Here is a 23,198-nt window from a genome sequence, read left to right on the forward strand (position 1 = left end):
AGTGCTGGGCACACCCCGGGAGTACGCCCAGACGGCTGGGTCGGCTCCCGCGCCCCGATTAGCGTCTGCGGCATGACGACAGCCTCCCCTCCGCACCTGGCAGAGGCCCTGCGCCGGCCCGGCTACCTGCTCTCCCCGTGGCCGTGGCGCGCGCTCGCGTACGTGGTCACCACCGTGCCGGTCGCCGGCGTGCTCTCCGTCGGGTTGCTCGTCGTCGGGGCACCCCTGTTGGCGGCGGTCAACGCCGTGCGGCAGGGCCGCCAGGTCGAGCTGCCCCTCGTGCTGTTCCTGACCGTCGGCGCGCTGATGGTGCTGGCGGCCGCCCCGGTCGTGAGCATCGCGGTGACCGCGGTCGAGCGGCAGCGCCTCGGCATCGTGGACCCGCGCCCGCTGCCCGCGCACCGCTGGCGGGGGCTGGCCGCGCGCTACACCACCGCCGCCGCGTGGCGGGAGGTCGCCCACGCGTTCTGGCTGGGCAGCCTGGTGCCGCTGCTGTACTGGGTGTTCGCGCTGCTCGCACTGCTCGACCTCACGCTGGTGGCCAGCCCCTGGCTGGCCGGCGACGCCGACGAGGTCATCGTGGTCTGGACCACCGTAGACACGCCCGGCGAGGCCGCACCGTACGCGGTCGTCGGGGTCCTGCTCGTCCCCGTGCTCTGGTACGCGTTGGGCGCCCTCGCGGCGGTCCAGGCGGCGGTCGCCCGCTGGTTGCTGGGCGGGCCGGCCGAGGGCGCGGCGCTGCGGGAGGTCACCCGCTCGCGGGCCCGGCTGGTCGACGCGTACGAGGCCGAACGCCGCCGCATCGAGCGGGACATGCACGACGGCGCGCAGCCCCGGCTGACCAGCCTCACCCTCCAGTTGGGCCTGGCCCGGCTGGACGTGCCGGAGGACTCCCCCGCCGCCCGGCCGCTCGCCGTCGCGCACGACCAGGCCAAGGGTCTGATGGCCGTGCTCCGGCAGATCGTGCACGGCATCCGCCCGCAGAGCCTCACCGACCTCGGCCTGGCCGGCGCGGTCCGGGAGCTGGCCGACGAGGCCACCATCCCGGTGACGGTCCACGCGGAGATCGGGCAGCCGCTGCCCGAACTCACCGAGAGCACCGCCTACTACGTGGTGTCCGAGTCGCTGAACAACGTCCTCCGGCACGCCGGCGCGACCCGGGCCGAGGTCCGGCTCACCCGGGCCGACGGTGATCTCGTGGTGGAGGTCTCCGACGACGGGCACGGCGGTGCCGACCCGGCGCGCGGCACCGGCCTGACCGGCCTCGCCGACCGGGTCGCCGCGGCCGACGGGCGGCTGCTGCTCGCCAGTCCGCCCGGCGGCCCTACCCTCGTACGCGTGGAGCTGCCGTGCCGCCCGTGACGCGGGTCGTGCTCGCCGAAGACGAGGTCCTGCTGCGCGAGGGCCTGGTCGCCCTGCTGACCCGGTTCGGCTTCGAGGTGGTCGCCACCGTCGGCTCGGCGCCGGCGCTGCGGGACGCGGTCCGGGCGCACGAGCCGGATCTGGTGGTGACCGACATCCGGATGCCGCCGGGCCTGCGCGACGACGGTCTGCGCGCGGCCGTCGCCCTGCGCGCCGAACGTCCCCGGCTCGCGGTCATGGTGCTCAGCCAGCACGTGCAGGCCGAGTACGCCTCCGCGCTCCTCGACAGCGGCGACGGCCGGGCCGTCGGCTACCTGCTCAAGGACCGCGTCGCCGAGGTCGCCGAGTTCGTGGGGCACCTGCGCACCGTCGCCGCCGGCGGCACGGTCGTGGACCCCGACGTCGTACGACGGCTGCTGCACCGCCCACGCGACCCGCTCGCGGCCCTCTCCGCCCGCGAGCGGGAGGTCCTGATGCTGCTCGCCGAGGGCCGCTCCAACGCGTCGATCGCCGCGAAGCTGCACGTCACCGAGGCGGCGATCGGCAAGCACGTCGGCAACATCCTGACCAAGCTCGGCCTGCTGCCCAGCGACGACACCAACCGCCGGGTGCTGGCGGCCCTCACCTACCTGCGCGCCGGCCCGGCGCGGCACTGACCGACACGGCAGGCGCGGCAAGGACGGCGGGGGCACACCGAAATGTTGCGCTCCCGCTGTCCCGGCGTTCACCCGCACCCCATTAGCATCGCTGTCCATGAATACGATGAGCAGTACCCGCTCGGGGCCCAGCAGGCTCGCGCTGGCGTTCGCGCTGGCCGTCGCGCTGATGGCACCCGTGCTGGTGACGACGGCGGTGGCGTCGGCCGCCACCACGCTGACCGTGGCCCAGGCGCTCGCCGCGCAGGACGGCCGGACGGCGACCGTGACCGGCTACGTGATCGGCCAGCCGACCAGCAGCACGACGGTGCTCAGGTCGGGCTTCACGTCGGACACCGCGATCGCGATCGCCGACGCGGCGGCCGAGACCAGCACGGGCAGGATGCTCTACGTCCAGGTCACCGCCGCGTACCGGAGCACCTTCGGGCTGCTCACCAACCCGGGTCTGCGCGGGCAGCGGATCACCGCCACCGGCACCCTGACCGCCTACTTCAGCCACGGCGGCCTGAAGAACCCGACGGCGATGAGCCTCGGCGGCAGCGCGCCGTCGCCGAGCCAGTCGCCGACGCCGGGCCCGACCGGCACCGCGCCCGGCGGCGAGTACGACGCCACCTACTACGCCAGCGCGATCGGCAAGACCGGCCCGGCGCTGCGCAGTTCGCTGCACTCGATCATCAAGGTGCACACGAAGCTCTCCTACGACCAGGTGTGGGAGGCGCTGCGGGACACCGACCAGGATCCGGCGAACGCCAACAACGTCATCCTGCTCTACACCGGCCGGTCGCAGAGCAAGACCAGCAACGGCGGCGACCCCGACGACTGGAACCGCGAGCACGTCTGGGCCAAGTCGCACGGCGACTTCGGCACCGCCACCGGCCCGGGGACCGACGTGCACCACCTGCGGCCGACCGACGTGTCGGTGAACGCGACGCGCGGCAACAAGGACTTCGACAACGGCGGCAGCCCCGTCGGGGAGGCGCCGGGCTGCTACACCGACGCCGACTCGTGGGAGCCGCGCAACGCGGTCAAGGGCGACGTGGCCCGCATGATCATGTACATGGCGATCCGGTACGAGGGCACCGACGGCTGGCCCGACCTGGAGATGAACCAGTTGGTCAACAACGGCACCGCGCCGTACCACGGCCGGATGTCGGTGCTGCTGCAGTGGAACCAGCTCGACCCGCCGGACGCCTTCGAGAAGCGCCGCAACCAGCGGATCTACGAACGCTGGCAGGGCAACCGCAACCCGTTCGTCGACCACCCGGAGTGGGCGACGGCCATCTGGGGCTGACCCGCCCGCACCGACGCCGCGGCCGGCCCCCGCGCTCCGGGGCCGGCCGCGCGCCGCGCCTAACGGCCGGCCGTGCGCTCGCCGTGGTGGTGGCGCGGCGGGCCGTGCCCGTCCTCGCGGTCGATGCGCAGCTCGCGTTCCAGCTCGGCGATGACCGCCCGCAGGTCGTCCAGCCGCTGGGTGAGCGCGATCCGGTCCACCTCGTCCGGCACGCCGTCACCGTCCTCGTCGTAGTCCGGCGCCAGCCGCTCGGTCATCTCCAGCCGGCGGGCCTCCTCCATCGAGTTGACGATGACGGCGATCAGGATGTTCAGCAGCAGGTTCACCGTGATCATCACGTAGCTGACGTAGTAGAGCAGGGTCCACGGTGACACCGCCATGCCCTGCGCGATGAGGTCCGGCAGCGTCTCCAGCGACAACAGCACGAACAGGGTCAGCAGGGAACGGCCGATGTCGCCGTACTGCTCCGGGTACCGCTCCCCGAAGATCAGCCAGCCCGCCATGCCGTAGACGTAGAGGGTCACCGCGGCCAACGCGAGGAAACCGGCGACGCCGGGGAGACTGCGCCACAACGCCGCTACGATCGTGCGCAACCCCGGCGAGAAGCGCACCAGCCGCAGCACCCTGGCGACCCGTACGAAACGCAGCAGCGCCGAGTCGCCGTGCAGGCCGGGGACGAAGATCGCCGCCGTCACCAGGAAGTCGAAGACGTTCCAGCCGTGCCGGAAGAAGTCCTGTGGCCGGCGCCCGTACGCCAGCACCCGGATGGCGATCTCGGCGACGAAGACCAGCCGGAACAACCACTCGAACCAGCGCAGGGCGCGGCCCGCGGCACCGAGATCCGGGTACGTCTCGACGCCGAGCACCACCCCGTTGGCCATGATGATCACGACGATGGCCACCTCGAACGGCCGCGACCGGGCGATCCGGGCGCACCGCTCCGCCAACCCCGGCCGGCCCCGGTCAGCAGCCGCCGCCGCGCCGCTCCGCTGCGTGGGCACGGACGGCGGGCTCACCGCCCCCGCACCGGCGCGCCGCCCCGTGCGGTGGCGAAGCGGTCGTCAGGCAGGCGCGGGATAGGCATGGGCACAGCCTAGAGCGCCGGCCGGCGGCGGTGTCCCGCCGACTTCAGACGTACGCGTAGCAGCGCCACCCGTCGATGTCGGCCCGGGCCAGGCGCCCGGGCGCGGCCAGCAGCTCCGGGTGCGCCGCGGTCTCGGTGACGGCGGCGCCCGACGCGTTCCGCGACCGGGCGACCGGCGGCGCGGGCTGGGCGCGGTCTCAGACCGGCCGGGCGTACGCCAGCGGCAGCGGAGTCGGCTGACCGTCCCAGGCGCCGGTCAGCGTGGCGCCTGCCGGCCGGCTCCCGCCGTCGAGGCGACGGACGACGACCAGTTCGGCGGCGTCCGTGACGATGAGCGTCGGGTCGTCCTGCACCACCCGACGCACCGCGCCCACGACGGGGGGCTCGGAGTGGGCGGAGCCGCTGGTGGTGACGGTCATGCTCGGCTCGCGGCGTTCCAGCCGGCCGTCGATCTCGATGAACTCCTCCGCCTGGCCGGTGCCGGCGAGCACGGCGCTCGCCAGCGCCGCGGCGTAGACGGGGTCGCCGCACGCGTCGTACACCCAGCGCCGGCCGAGCACCGAGTGCTCGGCGGTGCCGACCAGCCACTCGTCGCCGCCGTCGAGGGGCGCGCCCCGGTACGTCAGCGGGACCTGGTGGACCGGCCCGTCGCCGACCGTGACGAGCATCGTCTCGATGCCGACCTCGCCGGCCGGGTCGTCGAACCGGTAGGCCGCCACGCGGACGGCGTCCGCGCCGGGCGTCCCCCGGAACCATGGGCGGCCGGGCAGCCACGCCGCCAGGAGGTCGAGTTTGGTCGGGTGCAGTTTCGCCCGGTGCAGCAAAGCCATACGGTGAATCGTAGAGGCAGCCTCGCACCCACGCGTACCGCCGCCGGACGCCCGGCGCAGCAGCACCTCGCCGAGCAGCTCCGGCGTCCAGTCGATGCGTTCCTCCTCGCCCCGGAACTTGTCACGGGCGGTGGGCGGCCCGGCTACCGCCCGACCGCGACGTCGACCGGGCCGACGCGCAGGATGCCGTCGTCCAGCGGTGTGCAGCGGACGCCGCCCCTGCCGCGCAGCGCCTTCCACGCGCCGGGGCCGACGGTGGCGTCCATCCAGGCGCAGGGATGCGCCGGGCGGTTGACCCGCAGGCTGACCCGGCCCTCCCCCGAGTCCAGGGTCAGCACCGTCCCGACCAGTTCGTCGACGGCGATGCCGGCGGTGAGGACGTTCCGCCTGACCTGCGCCAGGTCGACGCCGGGCGGCAACGACTCCCGCGCGATCACGGTGACGCTCGCCTCCCGGTGCGCCGGCTTCCCGAAGTACCGGTCGCCGACGATGCCCAGACCCGCCCGGACCCGGACCTCCTCGACCAGTTCGCCGGGCGGCGCCGGCGCCGGGCCGTCCGCGGGCCGGCCGACGTAGCGGTGCACCGGCGAGGCCAGCAACTGGACGATCCGCGGCATGACCCCGAGTCTACGAAGCGGCCACGGCCGGTTCGGCCGGTTGGGCCGGGTCGCTCAGCACCGTGCCGCCGGTGGCCTCTCGGTGAGCCGCGAGCTGCTGCGGCGGGTCACGCTGGCCGCCCGGACGGCTACCGCTGCCCGCTCGCGCAGTTGTTGCTCGTACGCCTGACCGTGTATTCGGTGTCGTCGTGGGTGATGCCCGACGGGGCGCCGTCGAAGTAGCTCTCGACCTTCTCCCAACCCCGGCGCTGCTCGTAGTGCAGGTGCGGCGCGCCGGAGTTGCCGGTGCTGCCGAGCCGCCCGATCTGCTCGCCCTGGGCGACCCGCTGACCGACCCGGACCAGCGGCGGTTCGAGCAGGTGGAGGTACTGCGTCTCCCACTTGCCGCCGTGGTCGATCTTCACCCAGTAGCCGCCGCCGCGACCGCGCGGGCCGTTGGGGTTCTCCGGCGTGCGGCCGCCCAGCGACCCGTTGATCCCCGCCACCGTGACGGTGCCGGCGTAGGACGCGAGCACCGGCCGCCCCCATGCCTCGCCCTCGGTGGGGAACAGGTCGACGTCGTAGTCGTCGTGACCGGGATAGGTGCCGAGCTGCCAGGTCTCGCCGCAGGCGACGGGAAGCTGGAAGAGGGGGCGCGGGCCCGCCGGGCGCAGCAGCGGCACGACGACCACGGCGGCGACGTAGACGACGGCGGCGAGCACGGCCGCGACCGCGCCGATCAGGACGGCCCTACGGGTGCGGCGGGGGGCGCGGCGGTGGCTGCGGGGGGTGGTCGGCTGGCCGGTCGTCACCGTCCAGAGCATGGCAGACGCCCGCAAGGCGTCCGCTGGCGGACGACCCGCGCCCGGCGACCCGCGTCCCACCCGGGACGGCGGCCCGGGCGGGGCCACGCCGCCCGGTGGCTGGTGTCGTCACCGAGACGTTCGGCCCGCCCCAGCAGGTACCGCCGCTCGACCTGGTTCACCGTCAGGGCTGCCGCCTGACGGTGGAGCGTCGCCGCACCGGCCGCGTCGCCGGTCTGCTGGAGCAGGTGGGCGCGCACCGCGCGTTCCCGCCGTGACCCTCAGCCGCTCCAGGCGCCGCCTGACCACCGCCTCGGGCCGGCCGGCGGCCGACCGCCGATCAGCGGCGGGAGCCCGGCCGCGTGGGGGCCGTCACCCGGACGCGCTCCTCCTCGGGGCGGCTGTCGATGTCGCCGAGCTGCTCGCAGACGGTCTTCCGCAGGTCGTCGTAGTCGCGGAAGTAGTAGTCGTTGAAGAGCGTGTAGCCGGTCCACATCAGGTTGGCGCAGACCCGAGCCGGCACCCGGCCCGTCGCCGCGCCCATGCCGACCAGCGCCACCGACGCGATGCTGCCCGGCGCCCTCTCGTTCTGCACGTGGATGGCCTGGAACGCGGCGGCGCACGCCAGCGCCACGTTCAGCGTCTCGCTCACGTTCTGCACCGACTGCTCCATCGTCGGCGTCGAGATCAGGAACTTCGGGTTGGTCGCGCCGGACGGCACGCAGACCGCGCTGCCCACCGGCAGTGTCCCCCCGAACTGGTCGCGGATCGCCCGCTGGACGCGCAACTGGATCCCGGCTCCGAGGTGCCGCTTGATGGCCGCGTCGACACCGCCGTCCATCCGCCCCCGGGAGTTGGTCGGGCTGACCCAGGCGTCGACCTCGCGGGTCAGGATCGAGCCCTTGTGGATCTCGACCTCGGGGGTGTCGGCGAAGGCCGCCCGCCACGCCTGCACCACCTTCGCGTTGACATCTGTCAGCACTACCTTGAGCAGCGGCTTCTCGCGGTCGACGGTGACGGTCATGGCTCACTCCGGATGGGGAAGGGTCGCTCCGACGTGGATCAAGCTATCGCCACCCACCGACACCGTTGTCGTGCCTGTCACCCCTCGACGGCACAATGCCCCCACCTTGATCAACCGTGCCGTCGGACCGGCACGGTCCGCCACTCCGGGAGCCCGCGATGAGCGACACCACCGCCCCCACTCCGCCCGACCCGAGCGACCCGCTCGCCCTCGCCGACCTCTTCACCGGCGGCGGCGCGCCGTGGCTGCCGCTGTTGAAGCCGGCCATCGAGGCGCAACCCGACGCGGCCACGTTCATCGGCCCCGGCCGCAGCACGCAGGTCGTACCCGTCCGGGAACTGACCTTCCAGGCGCTCAAGCCCAACCCCCCGCACAGGTGGAAGGTCGTCGTCTTCGGCCAGAACCCGTACCCACGGCCCGAGAGCGCCACCGGCATCGCCATGTTCGACAACACCTTCCACGACTGGAAGGACAGCCAGTTCGGCCGGGTGGTGAGCATCCGCTGCATCATCAAGGCGGCGGCGATGTGGAAGTACGGCATCCCCAAGAAGACCCCGATCGCCGACATCCGTGCCCTGCTGCGGGAGCACGACACGGTACAACCGCCGGAGTGGTTCCAGGCGATGCTCACCCAGGGCGTGCTGCTCCTGAACGCGGCGCTGACCGCCAGCAGTGACGGGGCGATGGCCACCGACCGGCACACCGCGTTCTGGCGACCGGTCGTCGAGACGCTGGTCGAGGAGATCCTGAAGGCCAAGCAGCACGCCGACGAAGAGGACCGGGGCGTGGTGTTCGCGTGGTGGGGAGCGCACGCCCGCAGCCTCAAGCAGGTCGTGCAGCGGCTGGAGAAGAAGTACCCCGGCGTGGAGGTCCGCCACATCGACCATCCGAACCCCGCCGCCCAGGGCGACATCTTCTGCGACGGCAACCACTTCGCCGACGTGAACGCGGCCCTGCGGACGCTGGGCGCCGACGAGATCGACTGGCTGCCCAGCAAGGGGTGGAGCAGGTCGACGGCGCACGCCGCCGGCACGGACGCGGGGACGGCCGACCGCATGGGAGAGTTCATCGCCTCCACGATGGAACTGCACAAGCTCTATCTGGAACGGCTCGCCAGCGTCAAGGACGAAGGGCTCGTCCTTCCCGCGATCACGGGCGTGTTCGACACCCCGCTCATGGATTTCCGTACGGCCGTCGCCCCGGTGGCCGGGCTGCTGTCGGGCCTCGACTGGCACGTGGAGCAGTCGCACCAGTTCGGCGAGAAGCAGGCGGACGGCGCGGCCGACAGCCTCCCCGCCGACGAGGCCGCGGCCCTCTACCTGTACACCTGCGAGTCGACGTTCTACCGGCAGATCAACGCCACCCTGCGCGACCCGGACCGCAGCCGGATAGTCCCGTACCTGCCGTACCTGCGACTGCTGTTCGCCGCGGTGTCGCGGCTCCCGTCCCGCACCGAGCCGCTGTGGCGCGGGGTGTCGCTGGACCTTCGGGCGCAGTACCCGCTGGGCCGGACCGTGACGTGGTGGGGCGTCTCCTCGTGCACGTCGAAGCTCAGCGTCGCCCAGGCGTTCCTCGGCCGCCGCGGCAAGCGGACCCTCTTCGAGGTGCTACCGGCGCGGGCCGTGGGCATCCGCAGATTCTCCGCGTTCACCGGCGAGGAGGAGTTCATCCTCGCCCCCGGCACACAACTCAGGGTGACCGGCGTGAAGGCCGAACGCGGCGGCCTGTGCACCGTCACGCTCACCGAACTGGCCGAGCAGCGCCTGGTCGCCTGAGCCCCCGCGACGGTCAGTACCCGGTCCTGCCGAGCGGTGGATCGTCCGGCGCCCGCCGGCCTCCCACCGCCCGGGCAGCGGTTCGGGCGGTGGGCGGCCCGACGCGCGTGGAGCGCTATCGTCACCGCATGCCCGAACTGGTCGCGCCCACCGTCCGGCTACACGCCGCCTGGCGCGAAGCCCGTGACGACTGGGGCCCCGGCGTCCACGAGGACGGCTTCGGGCTGCTGCCCTCCGACGAGGTCGACACGCCCGCCGGGTTCGCGGACTGGGTGGACCGGTTGGCGGGCGAGTCGGACCCGGCCAGGCCGCTGGGCGGCGACCGGGTGCACTGCACCTACCGATGGATCGTCGACGGCGACCGGGTGCTCGGCGGAATCGCGCTGCGACACGGGCTCAACGACTTCCTGCTGCGGATCGGCGGCCACATCGGCTACGGCGTCCGGCCGTCCGCACGCCAGCGGGGCCTGGCCACCTGGGCGCTGGGCCGGATGCTCGGCGAGGCACGGGCGCTCGGCCTGGCCCGGGTGCTGGTCACCTGCGAGGTGGGCAACGTCGCCTCGGCGAGAACGATCGAGCACCACGGCGGTGTCCTCGAGGACGTTCGGGACACCGAACTCGGCGCCGTACGGCGGTACTGGATCGAGCTTCGCTCATCGTCCCCTCCGGTCAGCGGCGAGCGGCGGGGCTGCTGAGCTGACCGGACGCGGCGGTGCGCCAACTCCCCCACCACGGCAGGAGCTGGACGAGGCCGAACGTCACCTCGACGGCGAGGAACAGCCACAGCAGCCGGAAGGCACCGTGGGCCAGCGCGTACGCCTGCCACGCCGCGAACAGGGTGCGGGCGACGCCGTCGAACAGCCCGTACGAAGGCTGCACCCGAACGACGCGCAGGACGGCCCAGACGACGACGACCGACCCCATCAGGTTCGCGTACAGGGTCTGGATCGGATCGAGGGCGGGCAGGACGCCCAGCCCGAGCGCGCTGCCCAGCCGCGACAGCGCGCCGTGCAGCAGCGCGTACGTCCACGGCGTCGCGAAGCCCGCCGTGACCACGAGGTCGTACCAGGCGCTCGCGCGGACGAGGCGAAGGTAGGCGGGGCGGGAGGGGGCGAGTTTACCGGTCACGGCGAGGCTCCTGTTGGTCTGGCTGCGGGACGCCCGACGGTAAACCTTGGAGTACGCTCCAAGGTCAAGTCCACGAGCCGGCGGAGCGTCATGCGTATCGGGGAACTGGCCGCGCGAGCGGGTACGAGCACGGACACCATCCGGTTCTACGAGAAGGTCGGCCTCGTCGCGGGTCGCCGGCTGCCCAACGGGTACCGCGACTTCCCACCCGAGACGGTGGCGTGGCTGCACTACGTCCGCACCGCGCAGGCGCTCGGCTTCTCACTGGCGGAGATATCGCGGAACCGCGAGCAACTGCGCGACGCGCCCGACGAGGCGGCGGCCCTGTCGGCGCTCTTCCGGGAGAAGATCGGTGTCGTCGACGCCCGGATGGCCGAACTCGCCGCCCTGCGGGCCGAACTCGCTGCCCGCGTCGACACGGGATGCCCGTTGCGGGCGCCGAGCCACGCCGAGGACACCGCGCCTCACGTCGGGTCGTCCGCCGGTACGCGGCGCACCTGATCGTCCGGCCGGAAGCGCCGTCCGCGCCGGGCCGGGGCGACAAAAGCGATCCGGCCCTATCGCCGCCCGGCGGGGGGAAGGTCCGTGGCGGCACAGGCCTTCCGGTCGACGGCACAGTCGAGGCGGGCGATGCCGTCAGGGTTCCAGACGTACTGCACCGCGTAGTCGCCGGGCTCGCCGGCGAAGCCGGTCATCCGGAACGGCGCGCGGTCGGCCGGCGGGACGACCACCTCGTGCTGGTTCCCCCGGTACCGCAGCTTCAGGCGCAGGCGCCAGGCGCACTCGCAGCGGGTGGCCCGCGACAGCACGGCGCCCACCCAGACCTCTCCCCGGGCCAGCGTGACGCGCTTGGCGGCGAAGTAGGGCGTGCCGCTCCCGGCCGCCGTCGCCACCGGGATCGCCGCGTCGAGGTTCACCTCCATCGCGCCGTTCTCCGCCTCCCCCTGCGGCGGTATGGCGAACAGGGTGCCGGTCCGCACCGCGCCGAGCCGGTCCGCGCAGAAGGCCAGGTCGAAGCCGGGGGTGCGGGGGCCGCAGGGAGCGCGGCCAGGACAGCGCCACCCCGCCGCCGTCGCGGCGGACCCGGACGAACTCCGTCGAGCCACCGCCGGAGAACGTCACGTCGACGGCGGACGCCGCCGGCCGGACGGTGCCGTCGGCGGCGACCGACAGCGCCGCGTCCAACGCCGTCCAGCCACCACCCGCCCGCCGGGCGCGCTGGGGGAAGGCGTACTGCTCGACGGTGCCGTCCCGTCCGGGTTGACGTACACCTGGGTGGTCTCGGTCCGCCGGGACGTCACCTCGACGCGGCGGTCGCACTCGGCGGCCATGCTCCGGCGGCCGCCGCCTGTGGCACCTCCGCCACGCAACCCGGTCCCGCGGCGGTGGCCGCGGACCGTCCGAACGGTGCTGTCAGCGACGCGAGCACCGCCACCGCCGCGCAGGCAGCCGCGAGCAAGCTTCGTCGGCGCATCGATCCCCCGGAGACGTAGGACAGCAGTGCGACGGTCGACCGGCGGGCGTCGCCGAGGCGTCCATCACCTGCGACCTGAAGTGTGCGCATCGATCGCCGCTCATGGCCGCCGTGAACGGGCCAATCTCCGCGGCTATCGCGTCAACAGCTGACGCGTCACATCCGCTCCACGGTCCGGATGCCGAGCAGGTGCAGCCCCTGCCGCAGGGTCCGGGCGGTCAGGTCGGCCAGCAGCAGCCGGCTCTCCCGCAGCTCGTCGGGGGCACGCAGCACGGGACAGCGTTCGTAGAACGCGCTGAACGCGGTCGCCAGCCGGTGCAGGTGGCCGGCGAGGTGGTGGAACTCCAGGCTCCGCTCCACCCTGCCCACCACCCCGGCGAAACCGAGCAACTCCATCGCCAGCACCCGCTCCGCGCGCTCGGCGAGCACGACCGGCGCATCCGGCCGCGCGTCCGTCCCGGCCCGCCGGAACACCGACCGGATGCGCGAGTACGCGTACTGGAGGTAGGGGGCGGTGTCGCCGTCCAGGGACAGCATCCGCTCCCAGTCGAGGACGTAGTCCTTCGTCCGGTCGGTGGACAGGTCGGCGTACTTGATCGCGCCGATGCCGACGGCCCGGCCGATCTCGGCGGTCGCCTCGTCGTCCAGCGCGGGGTTCTTGCTCCGGGCCAGGTCGGTGGCGCGGCTGACCGCCTCCTCGAGCAGTCCGACCAGCTTCACCGACTCGCCGGTCCGGCTGCGCAGCATCCGTCCGTCGGCGCCGAGGATCGAGCCGAACCCGAGATGTTCGGCCCGGGCGGGCGGGCGCAGCCAACCGGCCGCCCCGGCGACGGCGAAGACCATCGCGAAGTGCTGCCGCTGCGGCTGCCCGACGACGTACAGCAGCCGGGTCGCGCCCAGCTCGCCGGTGCGCTGCCGCAGCGCGGCCAGGTCGGTGGCGGGGTAGCCGTAGCCACCGTCGCTCTTGCGCACGATCAGCGGCAGCGGCTCGCCGTCCCGGCCGGTGAACCCCGGCGGGAACACGCAGTCGGCTCCGCCGCTGCGCACCAGCAGCCCGAGCCGGTCCAGGTCTTCGACGACGCCGCCGAGCAGGTCGTTGTACGCGCTCTCGCCGCGGAAGTCGTCCTCGGTCAGCGTCACGTCGAGCAGGTCGTACGCGGTCAGGAAGTGCCGCTCGGACTGCTCCACCAGCAGCCGCCACAACCGCCGCGTCCGCTCGTCGCCGCCCTGCAACGCGACCACCCGCAGCCGCGACCGCTCCCGGAACGCCTCGTCGGCGTCGAACTTCGCCCGGGCCGCCTTGTAGAAGGCGTCCAGGTCGCCCATCGACAGCTCGTGCGCCGCCTCCGCCTCGCCGAGGTCGGTCAGGTGCTCGATCAGCATTCCGAACGGGGTGCCCCAGTCGCCCAGGTGGTTGGCCCGAACCACCCGGTGCCCGAGCCAGTCGAGCAGCCGTACCGCGGCGTCGCCGATGACGGTGGAGCGCAGGTGCCCGACGTGCATCTCCTTGGCCACGTTCGGCGCCGAGTAGTCGACCACCACGGTCTGCGGCGCCGCCGTCAGCGGCACGCCGAGCCGGTCGTCGCCGGCCAGCCCGGAGACCAGCGCGGCCAACGCCCGGTCGGCCACGACCAGGTTGAGGAAGCCGGGCCCGGAGACCTCCGCCGACGCGCAGACGTCGTCCAGCGCCGCGCGCTCCAGCACCTCGGCGGCGATGTCGCGCGGCGGGCGGCCGAGCCGCCGGGCGAGCGCCAGCGCCGCGTCGGACTGGAAGTCCGCGCGCGGCGAACGCCGCACCACCGGGTCGACCGGGCCGCCGGCCACGGTCGCGAACGCCGGCGCCAGCCGGTCGGAGAGCAGCTTTTCAAGATCCATGGGTACGCCAATCTCGCTCGGACCCGCGTCGTCGCGCGGGCCACTGGAAAGGGAGATGCGGGCGGATCGAGGGCGACCGTCATCGACCGGCGGCTCGATCCGCCGGTCGCAGGGAACAGGTCAGCGCGGGCGGGCGACGGATCGCCGGCGTCGCTCCGCACCGACCTGGACGTCGTACGACGTTCCGGTGCACTGAGCGGTCGCGCTGGTCATGGGGGCAGCATAGCGGTCCGGCCCGGGCGGGAACACGCCGAGCCGGACCGGGGTGCTCAGATCACCCGCTCGTTCCCCCCGTCCACGGTGAGCTGCGCGCCCGTGGTGGCCGCGAAGGTCTCCCCGCAGAGCGTGGCGGCCAGGTCGCCGACCCGGGCGCTGGTGATCTCCGTCCGGAGCAGGTTCCGCCGCTTGTACTCCGCCACGGTCAGCCCGTAGCGCCGGGCCCGGGCCGCCAGCAGCTCCGCGCTCCACAGCCCGGTGTCGAAGACCGCGTCGGGATGCAGCACGTTCACCCGGATGCCGTCGGCCGCCCACTCCAGCGCCGCCACCCGGGCCACCTGGGTCACCGCCGCCTTCGACGCCGAGTAGGCGACCGCCCCCGGCCCGGGGGCCAGGGCGTTGCGCGAGGCGACCACGACCACCCGGCCGCCCCGGGGCGCGAGCGCCAGCAGCGGGTGGGTCCGGGCGAACAGGTACGCCACCGACTCCGCGTTCACCGCCATCGTGCGCCGCCAGTCGGCCTCGTCCAGCCCGGCGATCTCCCGGCTCGGCGGGAAGATCCCGGCGGCCGCGACGACGATGTCCACCCCGCCGAAGCGGTCCACCGCCGCGTCCAGGGCGGCGTCGACGGCCGCGGAGTCGGTGACGTCCACGGTCAGGCCGAGCCGGGCCGGCCCGTCCGACCCGGCGACCGCCGGGTCCCGGTCCAGGGCCACCACGCAGGCCCCCCGCGCCAGGAGCGCCTCGGCGCAGGCCCGGCCGATGCCCGAGGCCGCCCCGGTCACCACCGCCACCTCGCCGGCGAACTCCGGCGCCGGGCCGCCCCGCCGCAGCTTCGCCTGCTCCAGCTCCCAGTATTCGAGGTCGAAGATCTCCTGCTCCGACAACGCCCGGTAGCCGCCGACCGCCTCGGCCGCCTCGATCACGTCGACGGTGTGCCGGTAGATGTCCCGGGCCATCGTGGCCTCGGCCGCCGAGCGGCCGGCGGTGAGCAGGCCCAGCTCCGGATCGAGCATCACCCGGGGCGCGGGGTCGAGCACGGTCAGCGTCGCGCTCCGGGCCCGGGAGCGGTTCTGGTCGACGTACCGGCGGTAGGCGTCGGCGTAGCCGGCCACGTCCGTGCCGACCAGCGGGATCCGCTTGGTGCGCAGCACGTGGTCCGGGGTGACCGGGCCACGGGTGGCGACCGCCGCCAGGTCGGGCCGGTCGAGGAACGCCCGCACGGCCGGATCCTCGTACCGGCTGAGCAGCATCGGGGCGCCCGCCGCGGTGGAGACCTCGCGGCGCAGCCCGGCCAGCCGCAGCCGGTCCACCGGCCGGGGCGCGGTGGGCGCGACCCGGGGCCGGGGCAGGGCCATCCGGTCCTCCGCGAGGGTGACGAGCTCGATGTGCCGCCGGTACGCCTCCTCGGCGTCCGCGCCGAAGGTGAACAGTCCGTGGTTGAGCAGGACCATGCCGACCGTCCCGGCGTGGGCGCGCGCCGGATACAGCTCCGCGCAGAGCCGGGCCAGGTCGAAACCGGGCATGACGTACGGGACCACGACGACGCTGTCGCCGTAGACCTCCTCGACCAGCCGGGCGCCCTCCGGCTGGTTGGTCAGGGCGAGCAGCGCGTCGGCGTGGCTGTGCAGCACGGCCGGGTGCGGCAGCAACGCGTGCAGCAGGGTCTCGACGCTCGGGTCCGGGGCGGTCGCGTCGAGGCGGGCGCACCGCAGCTCGTTCATCATGTCGCTGTCGCCGAGCCGCTCCAGCCGCAGCAGCGTGCGCAGCCGGTCCAGCCGCAACGCGGTGAAGCCGGACGCGTCCATGGTCGCCAGGTCGGAGCCGCTGCCCTTGACGTGGAGCACCGCCACCGGCTCCCCGGTGAGGTCGGTGGCGGTCGTCTTGACCGACGTGTTCCCTCCGCCGTGCAGCACCAGGCCGGTGTCGGCGCCGAGCAGCCGGGACGCGTACACGAGTCGCGCGATCGGGTCGGAGTGGTCCGGGGCGTCGGCGGCGGACCAGCGGTTGAGCATCGGGGGTGGCTCCTTGCGGGAGGGTCGGGTGGTCAGGCCCGGCCGGTGGGGTCGTCGGGGCGGCCGCCCGCGGCCGGCAGGATAACCCGACGCTCGGTGACGATGGCGGTGACCAGATCCGCCGGGGTCACGTCGAAGGCATAGTTCAGCGTCCCGGTGCCCGTCGGGGCCACGGCCGCCGCACCCAGGACGGTGATCTCCTCGGGGGCGCGTACCTCGATGTGGACGTCCCGGCCGGTCGGGGTGGCCAGGTCGACGGTCGACTCCGGCGCGGCGACCACCATCGGCACCCCGGCGCGGGCCGCCGCCAGGGCCAGCGGGTAGGTGCCCACCTTGTTGATCACGTCACCGTTGGCGGTGATCCGGTCCGCGCCGACCACGACCGCGTCGACCAGGCCCTGCGCCAACACCGACGCGGCGGCCGAGTCGACCACGAGGGTGTGCGGCGCGCCGATCTGGGCCAGCTCCCACGCGGTCAGCCGGGCGCCCTGCAGCAGTGGGCGGGTCTCGGAGGCGTACACGTGGGTCAGCGCCCCCTGCTCCTGCAGGGAACGGACCACGCCCAGCGCCGTGCCCCACTCGACGGTGGCCAGGGCCCCGGCGTTGCAGTGGGTCTGCACCGCCACCTGCAGCCCCACCGTCTCCACCAGCCAGCGCGCGCCCCGCTCGCTGAGCGCACGGCAGCAGCGGACGTCCTCCGCCAGCACCGCCAGCGCCTCGGCGAGGGCCGCCTCCGCGCCCTCGGCGTCGAGCCGCGCGCGTACCCGGTCGACGCCCCAGGCGAGGTTCACGGCGGTGGGACGGGCGGCCCGGATCGCGTCGACGGCCCGGCGCAGCTCCGCCGGGTCGTCCGGATGCAGCCGGGCGGCGAGGGCCACCCCGAGCGCCCCGGCGACGCCGATCGCGGGCGCGCCCCGGATCGCCAGCGACCGGATCGCCGCGATCAACTCCTCGACGGTCCCGATCTTGAGGAACTCGACCTCGTGCGGCAGCCGAGTCTGGTCGATCGCGACGATCCGACCGTCGCGCCAGTCGATGGTCCGCATCCACACTCCCACTGTCCGGGTCCCATAACCTACGGTGGCGACCCGCTCCCCCGCTACCTCCCGACCGCTCGGTGGGCGCACCCGCGTCAGCGCAGCCGCCGGGCGGCGAACCTGGCCGGCGGCTCGGCGATCGCGTTCTGGGCCGCGATCAGCTGGATCTCCCGGGTGCCCGCCGCGAGGGTCGCCTCGAGCACGGCGAAGACGGAGGCGATGGTGCGTTCCAGTGCCGTCGCGGGCGAGCCCGTCGTCCACAGATGCGCGAGGTACAGCGCCGCGGTGATGTCGCCGCCGCCGTTCGGGTTGATCGGCAGCAGCGGCGTGGTCACCGCCCAGGCGCCCTCGTCCGAGACGGCCACCACCTCCAGCGACCCCGTCGGCACCTCGCCGTGGAGCACGCTGGTGACCAGGACGTGCCGCGGCCCGGTCTCGCGCACCACGTCGACCGCCTCCAGCACCTCCGTCAGCGAGTTCGTCGGGCGGCCCGCGAGGAAGTCCAGCTCGAAGTGGTTCGGGGTGATGATGTCCGCGCGTGGGACGACGACGTCCCGCATGTACTCGGGGATGCCCGGCCGGACGAACATCCCGCGGCCGGCGTCGCCCATCACCGGGTCGCAGCAGTACACCGCGTTCGGGTTGGCCGCCTTGACCCTGTCCACCGCGTCGAGGATGACCGCGCCCATCGCCGGGTCACCCTGGTAGCCCGACAGCACCGCGTCCGCGCTGCCGAGGACCCCACGGTCCGCGATGCCCGCGATGACCTCGGCCACGTCGGCCGGCGCCAGCAGCGGCCCGCGCCACGCGCCGTACCCCGTGTGGTTGGAGAAGTGGACCGTCACGACCGGCCAGACCTCGTGCCCGAGCCGCTGGAGAGGGAATGCCGCCGCCGAGTTGCCGACGTAGCCGTAGGCGACCGAGGACTGGATGGACAGGATCTTCACGGACTCATCATGGCGCTTGCCGCCGGTGCGGCGCGTACCGCCCGCCGTTCCTGTCGGGTGACCCACTCCGGGCCCTTCCTCCGCCGCGCGGGCGGGCGCGGATCACGCGGGGCTGTTCTCCCGGTCGCGGCCTGCCCGCGACCGCTCTTCCCTCCGCGTCGCCAGGACGATGAGCGCGCCGGCGGCGACGCCCGCGAAGTACGGGGACGGCACGAGCAGGACGCCGCCGACGAGACACCAGGCCGCGAGGCCCCAGCCGATCCCGGCGGGGACGGCCACCCCGCGCCCGGCGAGGTGCCATGTCAGGCAGCCCAGGAGAATCAGCGGTACGGCGAAGCTTCCCGGACCGGCCCAGAAGGTGGCCCCGTTCCGGACGGACTCCACCGTCTGGTCGGCGCCCCCGTCCGCCAGCGCGAGCGGGACGGCTGCCCACACCCCCCGGTCCACCCAGCCGGCGATGTCCTCCCGGGCGAAGAAGGTCGACAACAACAGGTGACCTGTGCCCAGCACGAGCATGATGCCGCTCGCCCAGCGCAGCAGTCGCCCACCGGCGTTCATCGGCTGCCCCGTCCACCGTGCTGCGCCGCGAGTTCGTCGCGGTCGCGCCAGGCTCGTTCCCACTGCCGGGTCAGGGCGGGATAGACGATGACGTGTCGGAAGGGCGCGATGGCGGCCATGTAGAGCCGCCCGAACCATCCGTTGGGTTTGACGAGGACGGCCATCCGCAGTTCGTGGTCACCGTTGGGTCCCGGCACCCAGCCCAGGTGCATCACGGTGTGCACGGTCCTGTTCGCCAGCTCACGAGCGGACTCCGTGCCGAGCTCGTAGATCGCCTTCAGGGGCATGTCGTCGTCGTCCTCGCCCCGCGCCTCGCGGAGGTCGGCGGGCAGGCGGCTGCGGAGCGAGGCGACCCGCGCGTCCACACCCGCCTCCGGGTCGTCCCAGCCGAGCAGCGCGCCGAGCTTCCACCGAACGGCGAACAGGAACCGCACCGGCCGGGGCTGCCTCGCGAGCCCGCCGGCCGTGCGCATCGCCGCCAGCATCGCCGGAAAGTCGTCGGGCCCGGCGCCGGGGGTACGGAACGCCCACACGTCCTCGACCTCGAAGTCGGAGCTGAGTTCGTGGATGCGCCACGGAAGGCTGGTGTGCGCGGTGCTCGGAAGTCTCACGGGTGTGCCCTCCCCGGGCTCTCCTCGCGGTGCTGTCGCCGCAAGTTGATCTACTATGCTGCTCAGCATAGGTTATGATGGCCAGCATAGAGGGGGTGGCGTGACAACCCGACGGGAGCAGACCAGCACAGAGAGCCGCGAGCTGATCCTCACCGCGGCGGCGGAGCTGTTCGCGGTCAAGGGCTACCGGCAGACGACATTCGCCGACGTGGCCGAGCGATCCGGGATCAGCCGGGGATCCATCCCGTGGCACTTCGGCAGCAAGGAGGGTCTGCTGCTGGCGGTGCTCGAACGGTCGGTGGACCTGCTCAACGCGAGCCTCGACGGCCCGCCCGACCAGGGCGCCGACCTCGGGCTGGACCGCGTGACGAAGGGGCTCGAGGCGCTGTTCGCGCAGCCCACCACGAAACTGTTCGTCACGCTGCTGGTGGAGGCGCTGGAGCCGGACTCACCCATCCACGACCGCTACGTGGCGATCCACGGCACCCTGCGCGGCCACTGCAAGCGCTGGCTGGATCGGTTCGCGCCGTCCGCCGGCCCGCCCACCGAGGCGCTGGCGGTCGCGATCGTCGGGGCGGGGATCGGCATCCACCAGCAGTGGCTGGTGGCGCCCGACCGGGTCGACATCGGGCAGTCGTTGGCCGCGCTGCGCGCACTGGTGGCGGGCATCCACTGAGGGTCGCCGCCCCGCCGCCGGCGGAACGACGCCGGCGCCTGCCCGCGCGGCGCCTCGGGCCGCCATCGGTGGTCGCTGGCCGGACGCCGCCGCACGCTGTCGGGTGACCCCGGAGCGAACCTCGGTCCTAGACTCGGGCCGTGGGACGGACCGACCGCGCCAGCCGGGTGATCGCAGCGTCACCGGCGACCGTCTACGCCGCCCTCCTCGACCGCGAGTCGCTGGAGGCCTGGCTGCCGCCCGACGGCATGCGCGGGCGGATCGAGCGGTGGGATCCCCGGCCCGGTGGCGGGTTCCGGATGGTCCTCACCTACCTCGACCCCGCCGGCAGTCCCGGCAAGACGTCAGCTGCGACGGATGTCGTCGACGTCGGGTTCGCCGCCCTGGTGCCACCGGAGCGCGTGGTGCAGCGGGCCGCGTTCGAGGCCGACGACCCGTCGTACGCGGGCACCATGACCATGACCTGGCACCTCGCCGCCACCGCCGAGGGGACCGAGGTGACCGTCACCGCCACGGACGTGCCCCCCGGCATCGACCAGGCGGTCCACGAGGCCGGGATCGCCTCCTCGCTGGCCAATCTGGCGTCGTACGTCGAAGCGGCTGACTGACTCGTGCGCCGGGCCGGCCACGCCGTCGAGGGGCGGGGGGCACTCTCGCCCGTCATCGCGCGTGACGCGCGCGGCCCGTGGGGCGACCTGGGCGATCGGCGCGGCAGACGGCTCGACCGCCACGGGAACCGGTCAGCGGCTGTCCGGATCCAGCGCTGGTGAATCGCCTCGCTGTAACCGCTCGCGTAGCCGCCGGGCTGCCCGACCGCGGTACGCCCGCAGAGCGCTTTCCAGCGTGTCGCGTACGTCCGGATCGGGATGGTCGGCCAGGTATGCCAGCTCTTCGGCGCCGCCGCGCCGGCCTCGGCCCAGCTCGCCGAGCACGTCGACGATCTCATCGGCGCTCCCCGCCGCCCGCAGCCGCGTCATCAGCTCGCTCTTCGGCCCGGGTGGCTCGTCGTGGGGAACCGGCGGCGCAAGCTGGCCGCCCTGTACCCACCGCGGGGCAGACAGGCCGGACACGGGCAGGGCCGCCGGCCGTGCGCCGCCGGCAGGTAGCGCCAACCGACCCCCTGGGGGACGTCACGGATCCGTCGGACCTCGGCGCTGGTGATCGCGCGGGGCACGAACACCTCGTAGCCGCGCGGATCGTCGAGCTCGCGCACCGCCGCGACGACCTGGGCAGCGGTCACCTCAGTCGGGAGGGTCGCTCGCCACGGGCCGCGGCGGTTCGGCCGGCCCGGTGGCCCGCGTCGCCCGGCCGCCCCGTTGGGTGTCCGTCCAGGAGACGGTGTGGTCAGGCGCCCGGCCGGCCGCCCCGCGGGGTGGCACCCCGGCCGGCCGCGGCTCCGGGCGGGGTGCCGGGCGAGAACAGGGCGACGACGTCGTCGAGGCGGACGACGACGAGCGCGCCCACCACGGCCAGCGGCACGGACAGCACCCCGGTCGCGACCGTCAGCCCGGAATCCCCGAGCGAGGCGTACGCGCCGGTCCCGGCGACCACGATCAGCGCGACGTTGCGCGCGAGATGGTGCCGGCCGAACGGGGCCGCCGCGGCTTCGCCGAAGCACCGGCAGGACACCGCCGTACCACGGCGGAGGACCGCCGCGATCGCCACCGTGAACGCCGCCAACAGGGCCGTCGCCAGCGCGAATCCGACCGTGGTCACCGCGGCGCCGGGCAGCGGCGCCAAGAGCAGCACGGGCACCGCCGCCTCGGCCACCACCACCGCGCCCGCCACCGGGACGACCACCCGCGCCGGCAGCAGGTTCATGGCCCGCAGCGAGTCGGCGAACGCCCGGAACGCGGGCCGCCCGCGCAGCTTGCTGGCGGCCGACGCCAGGAAGACCAGCGCGAGCAGGCACCGGCTGAACGCCAACACGTACGACATGCTCTCCCGCCTCCTGTTGCTGCTCACCCTGCGCGAGGTGAGCCTGGTTGGACGTTTCGCGCTCCGCCGGCGGGACGTCTGCCGTGCCGGCGCGCGTCTGTCCCACGGCCCGTGCCGGCCGGCCCCTGCCCCTTCGCTCCGCTACCGTGGTGCGGTGTCTCAAGCCGCTCTGCTGATCACCGTCGGCGCGTTCGTGACGCTCGGGATCGCCGTGTTGGTTGCCCGCGCCCTGCTCCAGGTGGTCGGGGTCAACGGTGACAGCATGACCCCGACGTACCGGGAGGGCGACCAGCTCCTCGTGCTGCGGCGGGGATTCCGGCGGCGGCTGCGCGTCGGTGCGGTCGTCGTCTGCCTGCCGCCGCCCGGCGTCCGGATCAGAGCGGGCGACGTCGACGCCGCCTCCCAGTTGATGGTCAAGCGGGTGGCGGCGCTGCCGGCAGGACAGGTCTACGTCCTCGGCGACGCGCCGCGGCACAGCCTCGACTCGCGGGCGTTCGGCGCGCTCCCGCCGGAGCTGGTGCGGGGCGTGGTCGTCCGACGGCTGCGGGCCGCCCTGCGGTCATCGCCCGGCGGACACGACGTCGCGCCCCGGGGACAGGTCGGGTAGCTGGCTGGCGTTGTTGCTGGCGGCGGCCACCCGGCCGTCGGTGTCGACCAGGTAGAACGCGGGGAACGCGGCGACCTGGAAGGCCGACTGGAGCGCCCCGTCGAGCGGCTCGTGGACGATGACCGCCCGGCTGTCCGCCACGCCCAACGCGGCAACCAGTTCGGCGCGCTCGCGGTCGTCACGGTCCGGCGCCGGGTGCAGCCGGGTGATGACGACGAGCACGGCCATCGGGGTGTCGAGCGCTTCGGCCAGCGCCGATCGCGTCGAGGGCAACTGCTCCTGGCATCCCGAACAGTCGGGCGCGAGGAACGCGACCAGCCCGCCCGACGCGCGCAGCGAGGCGGTGGAGACCACGTCCCCGCCGGCGGTGGCGGCGGTGAAGTCCGGCACCTGCGCGCCGACCGAGAGGGTCACCGGTGGGCGGGCCCGCGCCAGCTCCTGCGTGTGTTCGCGCAGCTTCCGGATGACGCCGAAGGTCAGTAGCAGGTTCAGCAGCGTGAGGGTGGTGAGGACGACGAGAACGGCGACGACTGTGGGCATGGGTTCGCTCCTGACGGGTTGGGGCACCAGCGCGGGGGGGGGGGGGGGGGGGGGGGGGGGGGGGGCGGGCCCCGCCCCCCCCCCCCCCCCGCCCCCCCCCCCCCCCCCCCCCCCCCCCCCCCCCCCGCGCCCGGCACAACACCCCCCCGGCCGGC

At 74.0% G+C, this 23,198-nt stretch carries 26 protein-coding genes; 10 read left to right on the forward strand and 16 right to left on the reverse strand.

Going from position 1 to position 23,198, the window contains the following annotated elements; translation table 11 throughout:
• The first annotated feature begins 72 nt into the window (after positions 1 to 72).
• The 3 genes from ACGF7U_RS08035 to ACGF7U_RS08045 all read left to right on the forward strand — a co-directional run bounded on the left by ACGF7U_RS08035 (position 73) and on the right by ACGF7U_RS08045 (position 3,309).
• Complete coding sequence (locus ACGF7U_RS08035; protein ID WP_393104229.1) at positions 73 to 1,362, forward strand: sensor histidine kinase; 1,290 nt, start codon at positions 73 to 75, stop codon at positions 1,360 to 1,362.
• Complete coding sequence (locus ACGF7U_RS08040) at positions 1,350 to 2,018, forward strand: response regulator (RefSeq protein ID WP_393104231.1); 669 nt, start codon at positions 1,350 to 1,352, stop codon at positions 2,016 to 2,018. The genes ACGF7U_RS08035 and ACGF7U_RS08040 overlap by 13 nt, the downstream gene beginning before the upstream one ends.
• Positions 2,019 to 2,124: 106 nt before the next feature.
• Complete coding sequence (locus tag ACGF7U_RS08045; protein WP_393104233.1) at positions 2,125 to 3,309, forward strand: endonuclease; 1,185 nt, start codon at positions 2,125 to 2,127, stop codon at positions 3,307 to 3,309.
• 59 nt (positions 3,310 to 3,368) lie between these two features.
• Here the strand turns inward: ACGF7U_RS08045 and ACGF7U_RS08050 are convergent, their stop codons facing one another.
• From ACGF7U_RS08050 to ACGF7U_RS08065, 4 genes are all read right to left on the reverse strand, one after another.
• Positions 3,369 to 4,310: an ion transporter gene (locus ACGF7U_RS08050; protein ID WP_393104235.1), complete on the reverse strand. Its 942-nt coding sequence runs from the start codon at positions 4,308 to 4,310 to the stop codon at positions 3,369 to 3,371.
• A gap of 280 nt (positions 4,311 to 4,590) precedes the next feature.
• Complete coding sequence (locus tag ACGF7U_RS08055) at positions 4,591 to 5,223, reverse strand: hypothetical protein (protein ID WP_393104237.1); 633 nt, start codon at positions 5,221 to 5,223, stop codon at positions 4,591 to 4,593.
• 143 nt (positions 5,224 to 5,366) lie between these two features.
• Entirely contained in the window at positions 5,367 to 5,840 is a 474-nt protein-coding gene (locus tag ACGF7U_RS08060; protein WP_393104239.1) for a molybdenum cofactor biosysynthesis protein, read from the reverse strand.
• Positions 5,841 to 5,968: 128 nt separating this feature from the next.
• Positions 5,969 to 6,643 (reverse strand): M23 family metallopeptidase, encoded by a 675-nt coding sequence (locus ACGF7U_RS08065; RefSeq protein WP_393104241.1) that lies wholly within the window; start codon positions 6,641 to 6,643, stop codon positions 5,969 to 5,971.
• A gap of 95 nt (positions 6,644 to 6,738) precedes the next feature.
• On the opposite strand from ACGF7U_RS08065, the gene ACGF7U_RS08070 reads away from it, so the two are divergent.
• A complete protein-coding gene (locus ACGF7U_RS08070; RefSeq protein WP_393104243.1) occupies positions 6,739 to 6,900 on the forward strand; it encodes a hypothetical protein in 162 nt (53 codons plus the stop codon).
• Positions 6,901 to 6,962: 62 nt separating this feature from the next.
• Here the strand turns inward: ACGF7U_RS08070 and ACGF7U_RS08075 are convergent, their stop codons facing one another.
• Positions 6,963 to 7,646: a macro domain-containing protein gene (locus ACGF7U_RS08075; protein ID WP_393104245.1), complete on the reverse strand. Its 684-nt coding sequence runs from the start codon at positions 7,644 to 7,646 to the stop codon at positions 6,963 to 6,965.
• 158 nt (positions 7,647 to 7,804) lie between these two features.
• Here ACGF7U_RS08075 and ACGF7U_RS08080 point away from each other — a divergent pair, with 158 nt between their 5' ends.
• On the forward strand, positions 7,805 to 9,421 hold the full coding sequence (locus tag ACGF7U_RS08080) for an ADP-ribosyltransferase domain-containing protein (protein WP_393104247.1): 1,617 nt from the start codon (positions 7,805 to 7,807) through the stop codon (positions 9,419 to 9,421).
• A gap of 128 nt (positions 9,422 to 9,549) precedes the next feature.
• A complete protein-coding gene (locus ACGF7U_RS08085) occupies positions 9,550 to 10,116 on the forward strand; it encodes a GNAT family N-acetyltransferase (RefSeq protein ID WP_393104249.1) in 567 nt (188 codons plus the stop codon).
• On the opposite strand, the gene ACGF7U_RS08090 is transcribed toward ACGF7U_RS08085, so the two are convergent.
• Positions 10,091 to 10,549: a hypothetical protein gene (locus ACGF7U_RS08090; protein WP_393104251.1), complete on the reverse strand. Its 459-nt coding sequence runs from the start codon at positions 10,547 to 10,549 to the stop codon at positions 10,091 to 10,093. The genes ACGF7U_RS08085 and ACGF7U_RS08090 overlap by 26 nt on opposite strands.
• 90 nt (positions 10,550 to 10,639) lie before the next feature.
• Here ACGF7U_RS08090 and ACGF7U_RS08095 point away from each other — a divergent pair, with 90 nt between their 5' ends.
• Positions 10,640 to 11,050, forward strand: a complete 411-nt coding sequence (locus ACGF7U_RS08095; protein ID WP_393104253.1) for a MerR family transcriptional regulator — start codon at positions 10,640 to 10,642, stop codon at positions 11,048 to 11,050.
• Between the two features lie 56 nt (positions 11,051 to 11,106).
• Here the strand turns inward: ACGF7U_RS08095 and ACGF7U_RS08100 are convergent, their stop codons facing one another.
• The 7 genes from ACGF7U_RS08100 to ACGF7U_RS08130 form a co-directional block, all read right to left on the reverse strand.
• Positions 11,107 to 11,529: a hypothetical protein gene (locus tag ACGF7U_RS08100; protein ID WP_393104255.1), complete on the reverse strand. Its 423-nt coding sequence runs from the start codon at positions 11,527 to 11,529 to the stop codon at positions 11,107 to 11,109.
• Positions 11,530 to 12,179: 650 nt separating this feature from the next.
• Positions 12,180 to 13,898: an arginine--tRNA ligase gene (gene argS / locus ACGF7U_RS08105; RefSeq protein WP_393104257.1), complete on the reverse strand. Its 1,719-nt coding sequence runs from the start codon at positions 13,896 to 13,898 to the stop codon at positions 12,180 to 12,182.
• Between the two features lie 269 nt (positions 13,899 to 14,167).
• A complete protein-coding gene (locus ACGF7U_RS08110; RefSeq protein WP_393104259.1) occupies positions 14,168 to 16,129 on the reverse strand; it encodes a bifunctional aldolase/short-chain dehydrogenase in 1,962 nt (653 codons plus the stop codon).
• A 32-nt stretch (positions 16,130 to 16,161) separates the two neighbouring features.
• A complete protein-coding gene (mtnA, locus tag ACGF7U_RS08115) occupies positions 16,162 to 17,175 on the reverse strand; it encodes an S-methyl-5-thioribose-1-phosphate isomerase (RefSeq protein ID WP_393104261.1) in 1,014 nt (337 codons plus the stop codon).
• 86 nt (positions 17,176 to 17,261) lie between these two features.
• On the reverse strand, positions 17,262 to 18,113 hold the full coding sequence (pdxY, locus tag ACGF7U_RS08120) for a pyridoxal kinase PdxY (RefSeq protein WP_393104263.1): 852 nt from the start codon (positions 18,111 to 18,113) through the stop codon (positions 17,262 to 17,264).
• A gap of 102 nt (positions 18,114 to 18,215) precedes the next feature.
• A complete protein-coding gene (locus ACGF7U_RS08125; RefSeq protein ID WP_393104265.1) occupies positions 18,216 to 18,671 on the reverse strand; it encodes a DUF6463 family protein in 456 nt (151 codons plus the stop codon).
• Positions 18,668 to 19,282, reverse strand: coding sequence for a DUF2867 domain-containing protein (locus ACGF7U_RS08130; RefSeq protein WP_393104267.1), 615 nt, complete (start codon positions 19,280 to 19,282; stop codon positions 18,668 to 18,670). The genes ACGF7U_RS08125 and ACGF7U_RS08130 overlap by 4 nt, the downstream gene beginning before the upstream one ends.
• Before the next feature lie 100 nt (positions 19,283 to 19,382).
• Between ACGF7U_RS08130 and ACGF7U_RS08135 the strand changes: the two genes are divergently transcribed.
• Complete coding sequence (locus tag ACGF7U_RS08135; RefSeq protein WP_393104269.1) at positions 19,383 to 19,958, forward strand: TetR/AcrR family transcriptional regulator; 576 nt, start codon at positions 19,383 to 19,385, stop codon at positions 19,956 to 19,958.
• 140 nt (positions 19,959 to 20,098) lie between these two features.
• Positions 20,099 to 20,566: an SRPBCC family protein gene (locus ACGF7U_RS08140; RefSeq protein WP_393104271.1), complete on the forward strand. Its 468-nt coding sequence runs from the start codon at positions 20,099 to 20,101 to the stop codon at positions 20,564 to 20,566.
• Between the two features lie 132 nt (positions 20,567 to 20,698).
• Here ACGF7U_RS08140 and ACGF7U_RS08145 read toward each other — a convergent pair whose 3' ends face one another.
• Together ACGF7U_RS08145 and ACGF7U_RS08150 are read right to left on the reverse strand one after the other, a co-directional pair.
• Entirely contained in the window at positions 20,699 to 20,935 is a 237-nt protein-coding gene (locus ACGF7U_RS08145) for a hypothetical protein (RefSeq protein ID WP_393104273.1), read from the reverse strand.
• Positions 20,936 to 21,302: 367 nt separating this feature from the next.
• The gene (locus ACGF7U_RS08150; protein ID WP_393104275.1) at positions 21,303 to 21,896 is read right to left on the reverse strand and encodes a MauE/DoxX family redox-associated membrane protein; all 594 of its coding nucleotides are present in this window, start codon (positions 21,894 to 21,896) and stop codon (positions 21,303 to 21,305) included.
• Between the two features lie 154 nt (positions 21,897 to 22,050).
• Here ACGF7U_RS08150 and ACGF7U_RS08155 point away from each other — a divergent pair, with 154 nt between their 5' ends.
• Positions 22,051 to 22,503, forward strand: coding sequence for a S26 family signal peptidase (locus tag ACGF7U_RS08155; RefSeq protein ID WP_393104277.1), 453 nt, complete (start codon positions 22,051 to 22,053; stop codon positions 22,501 to 22,503).
• Here ACGF7U_RS08155 and ACGF7U_RS08160 read toward each other — a convergent pair.
• Positions 22,456 to 23,043, reverse strand: coding sequence for a peroxiredoxin family protein (locus ACGF7U_RS08160; RefSeq protein ID WP_393104279.1), 588 nt, complete (start codon positions 23,041 to 23,043; stop codon positions 22,456 to 22,458). The two genes, ACGF7U_RS08155 and ACGF7U_RS08160, sit on opposite strands and share 48 nt — an antisense overlap.
• Between the last annotated feature and the right edge of the window lie 155 nt (positions 23,044 to 23,198).

Origin of the sequence: Micromonospora sp. NPDC047670, from assembly GCF_043204915.1 — a bacterium.
Classification (GTDB): Bacteria; Actinomycetota; Actinomycetes; order Mycobacteriales; family Micromonosporaceae; genus Micromonospora.

Excerpts from the sequence above, each read along its gene's own strand:
- ACGF7U_RS08035 (WP_393104229.1), top strand. The coding sequence starts at position 73 with ATGACGACAGCCTCCCCTCCGCACCTGGCAGAGGCCCTGCGCCGGCCC.
- ACGF7U_RS08045 (WP_393104233.1), top strand. The coding sequence starts at position 2,125 with ATGAGCAGTACCCGCTCGGGGCCCAGCAGGCTCGCGCTGGCGTTCGCG.
- ACGF7U_RS08055 (WP_393104237.1), bottom strand. The coding sequence starts at position 5,223 with ATGGCTTTGCTGCACCGGGCGAAACTGCACCCGACCAAACTCGACCTC.
- ACGF7U_RS08060 (WP_393104239.1), bottom strand. The coding sequence starts at position 5,840 with ATGCCGCGGATCGTCCAGTTGCTGGCCTCGCCGGTGCACCGCTACGTC.
- ACGF7U_RS08065 (WP_393104241.1), bottom strand. The coding sequence starts at position 6,643 with ATGCTCTGGACGGTGACGACCGGCCAGCCGACCACCCCCCGCAGCCAC.
- ACGF7U_RS08075 (WP_393104245.1), bottom strand. The coding sequence starts at position 7,646 with ATGACCGTCACCGTCGACCGCGAGAAGCCGCTGCTCAAGGTAGTGCTG.
- ACGF7U_RS08080 (WP_393104247.1), top strand. The coding sequence starts at position 7,805 with ATGAGCGACACCACCGCCCCCACTCCGCCCGACCCGAGCGACCCGCTC.
- ACGF7U_RS08085 (WP_393104249.1), top strand. The coding sequence starts at position 9,550 with ATGCCCGAACTGGTCGCGCCCACCGTCCGGCTACACGCCGCCTGGCGC.
- ACGF7U_RS08095 (WP_393104253.1), top strand. The coding sequence starts at position 10,640 with ATGCGTATCGGGGAACTGGCCGCGCGAGCGGGTACGAGCACGGACACC.
- argS (WP_393104257.1), bottom strand. The coding sequence starts at position 13,898 with ATGGATCTTGAAAAGCTGCTCTCCGACCGGCTGGCGCCGGCGTTCGCG.
- ACGF7U_RS08110 (WP_393104259.1), bottom strand. The coding sequence starts at position 16,129 with ATGCTCAACCGCTGGTCCGCCGCCGACGCCCCGGACCACTCCGACCCG.
- mtnA (WP_393104261.1), bottom strand. The coding sequence starts at position 17,175 with ATGCGGACCATCGACTGGCGCGACGGTCGGATCGTCGCGATCGACCAG.
- ACGF7U_RS08125 (WP_393104265.1), bottom strand. The coding sequence starts at position 18,671 with ATGAACGCCGGTGGGCGACTGCTGCGCTGGGCGAGCGGCATCATGCTC.
- ACGF7U_RS08145 (WP_393104273.1), bottom strand. The coding sequence starts at position 20,935 with ATGACGCGGCTGCGGGCGGCGGGGAGCGCCGATGAGATCGTCGACGTG.
- ACGF7U_RS08150 (WP_393104275.1), bottom strand. The coding sequence starts at position 21,896 with ATGTCGTACGTGTTGGCGTTCAGCCGGTGCCTGCTCGCGCTGGTCTTC.
- ACGF7U_RS08160 (WP_393104279.1), bottom strand. The coding sequence starts at position 23,043 with ATGCCCACAGTCGTCGCCGTTCTCGTCGTCCTCACCACCCTCACGCTG.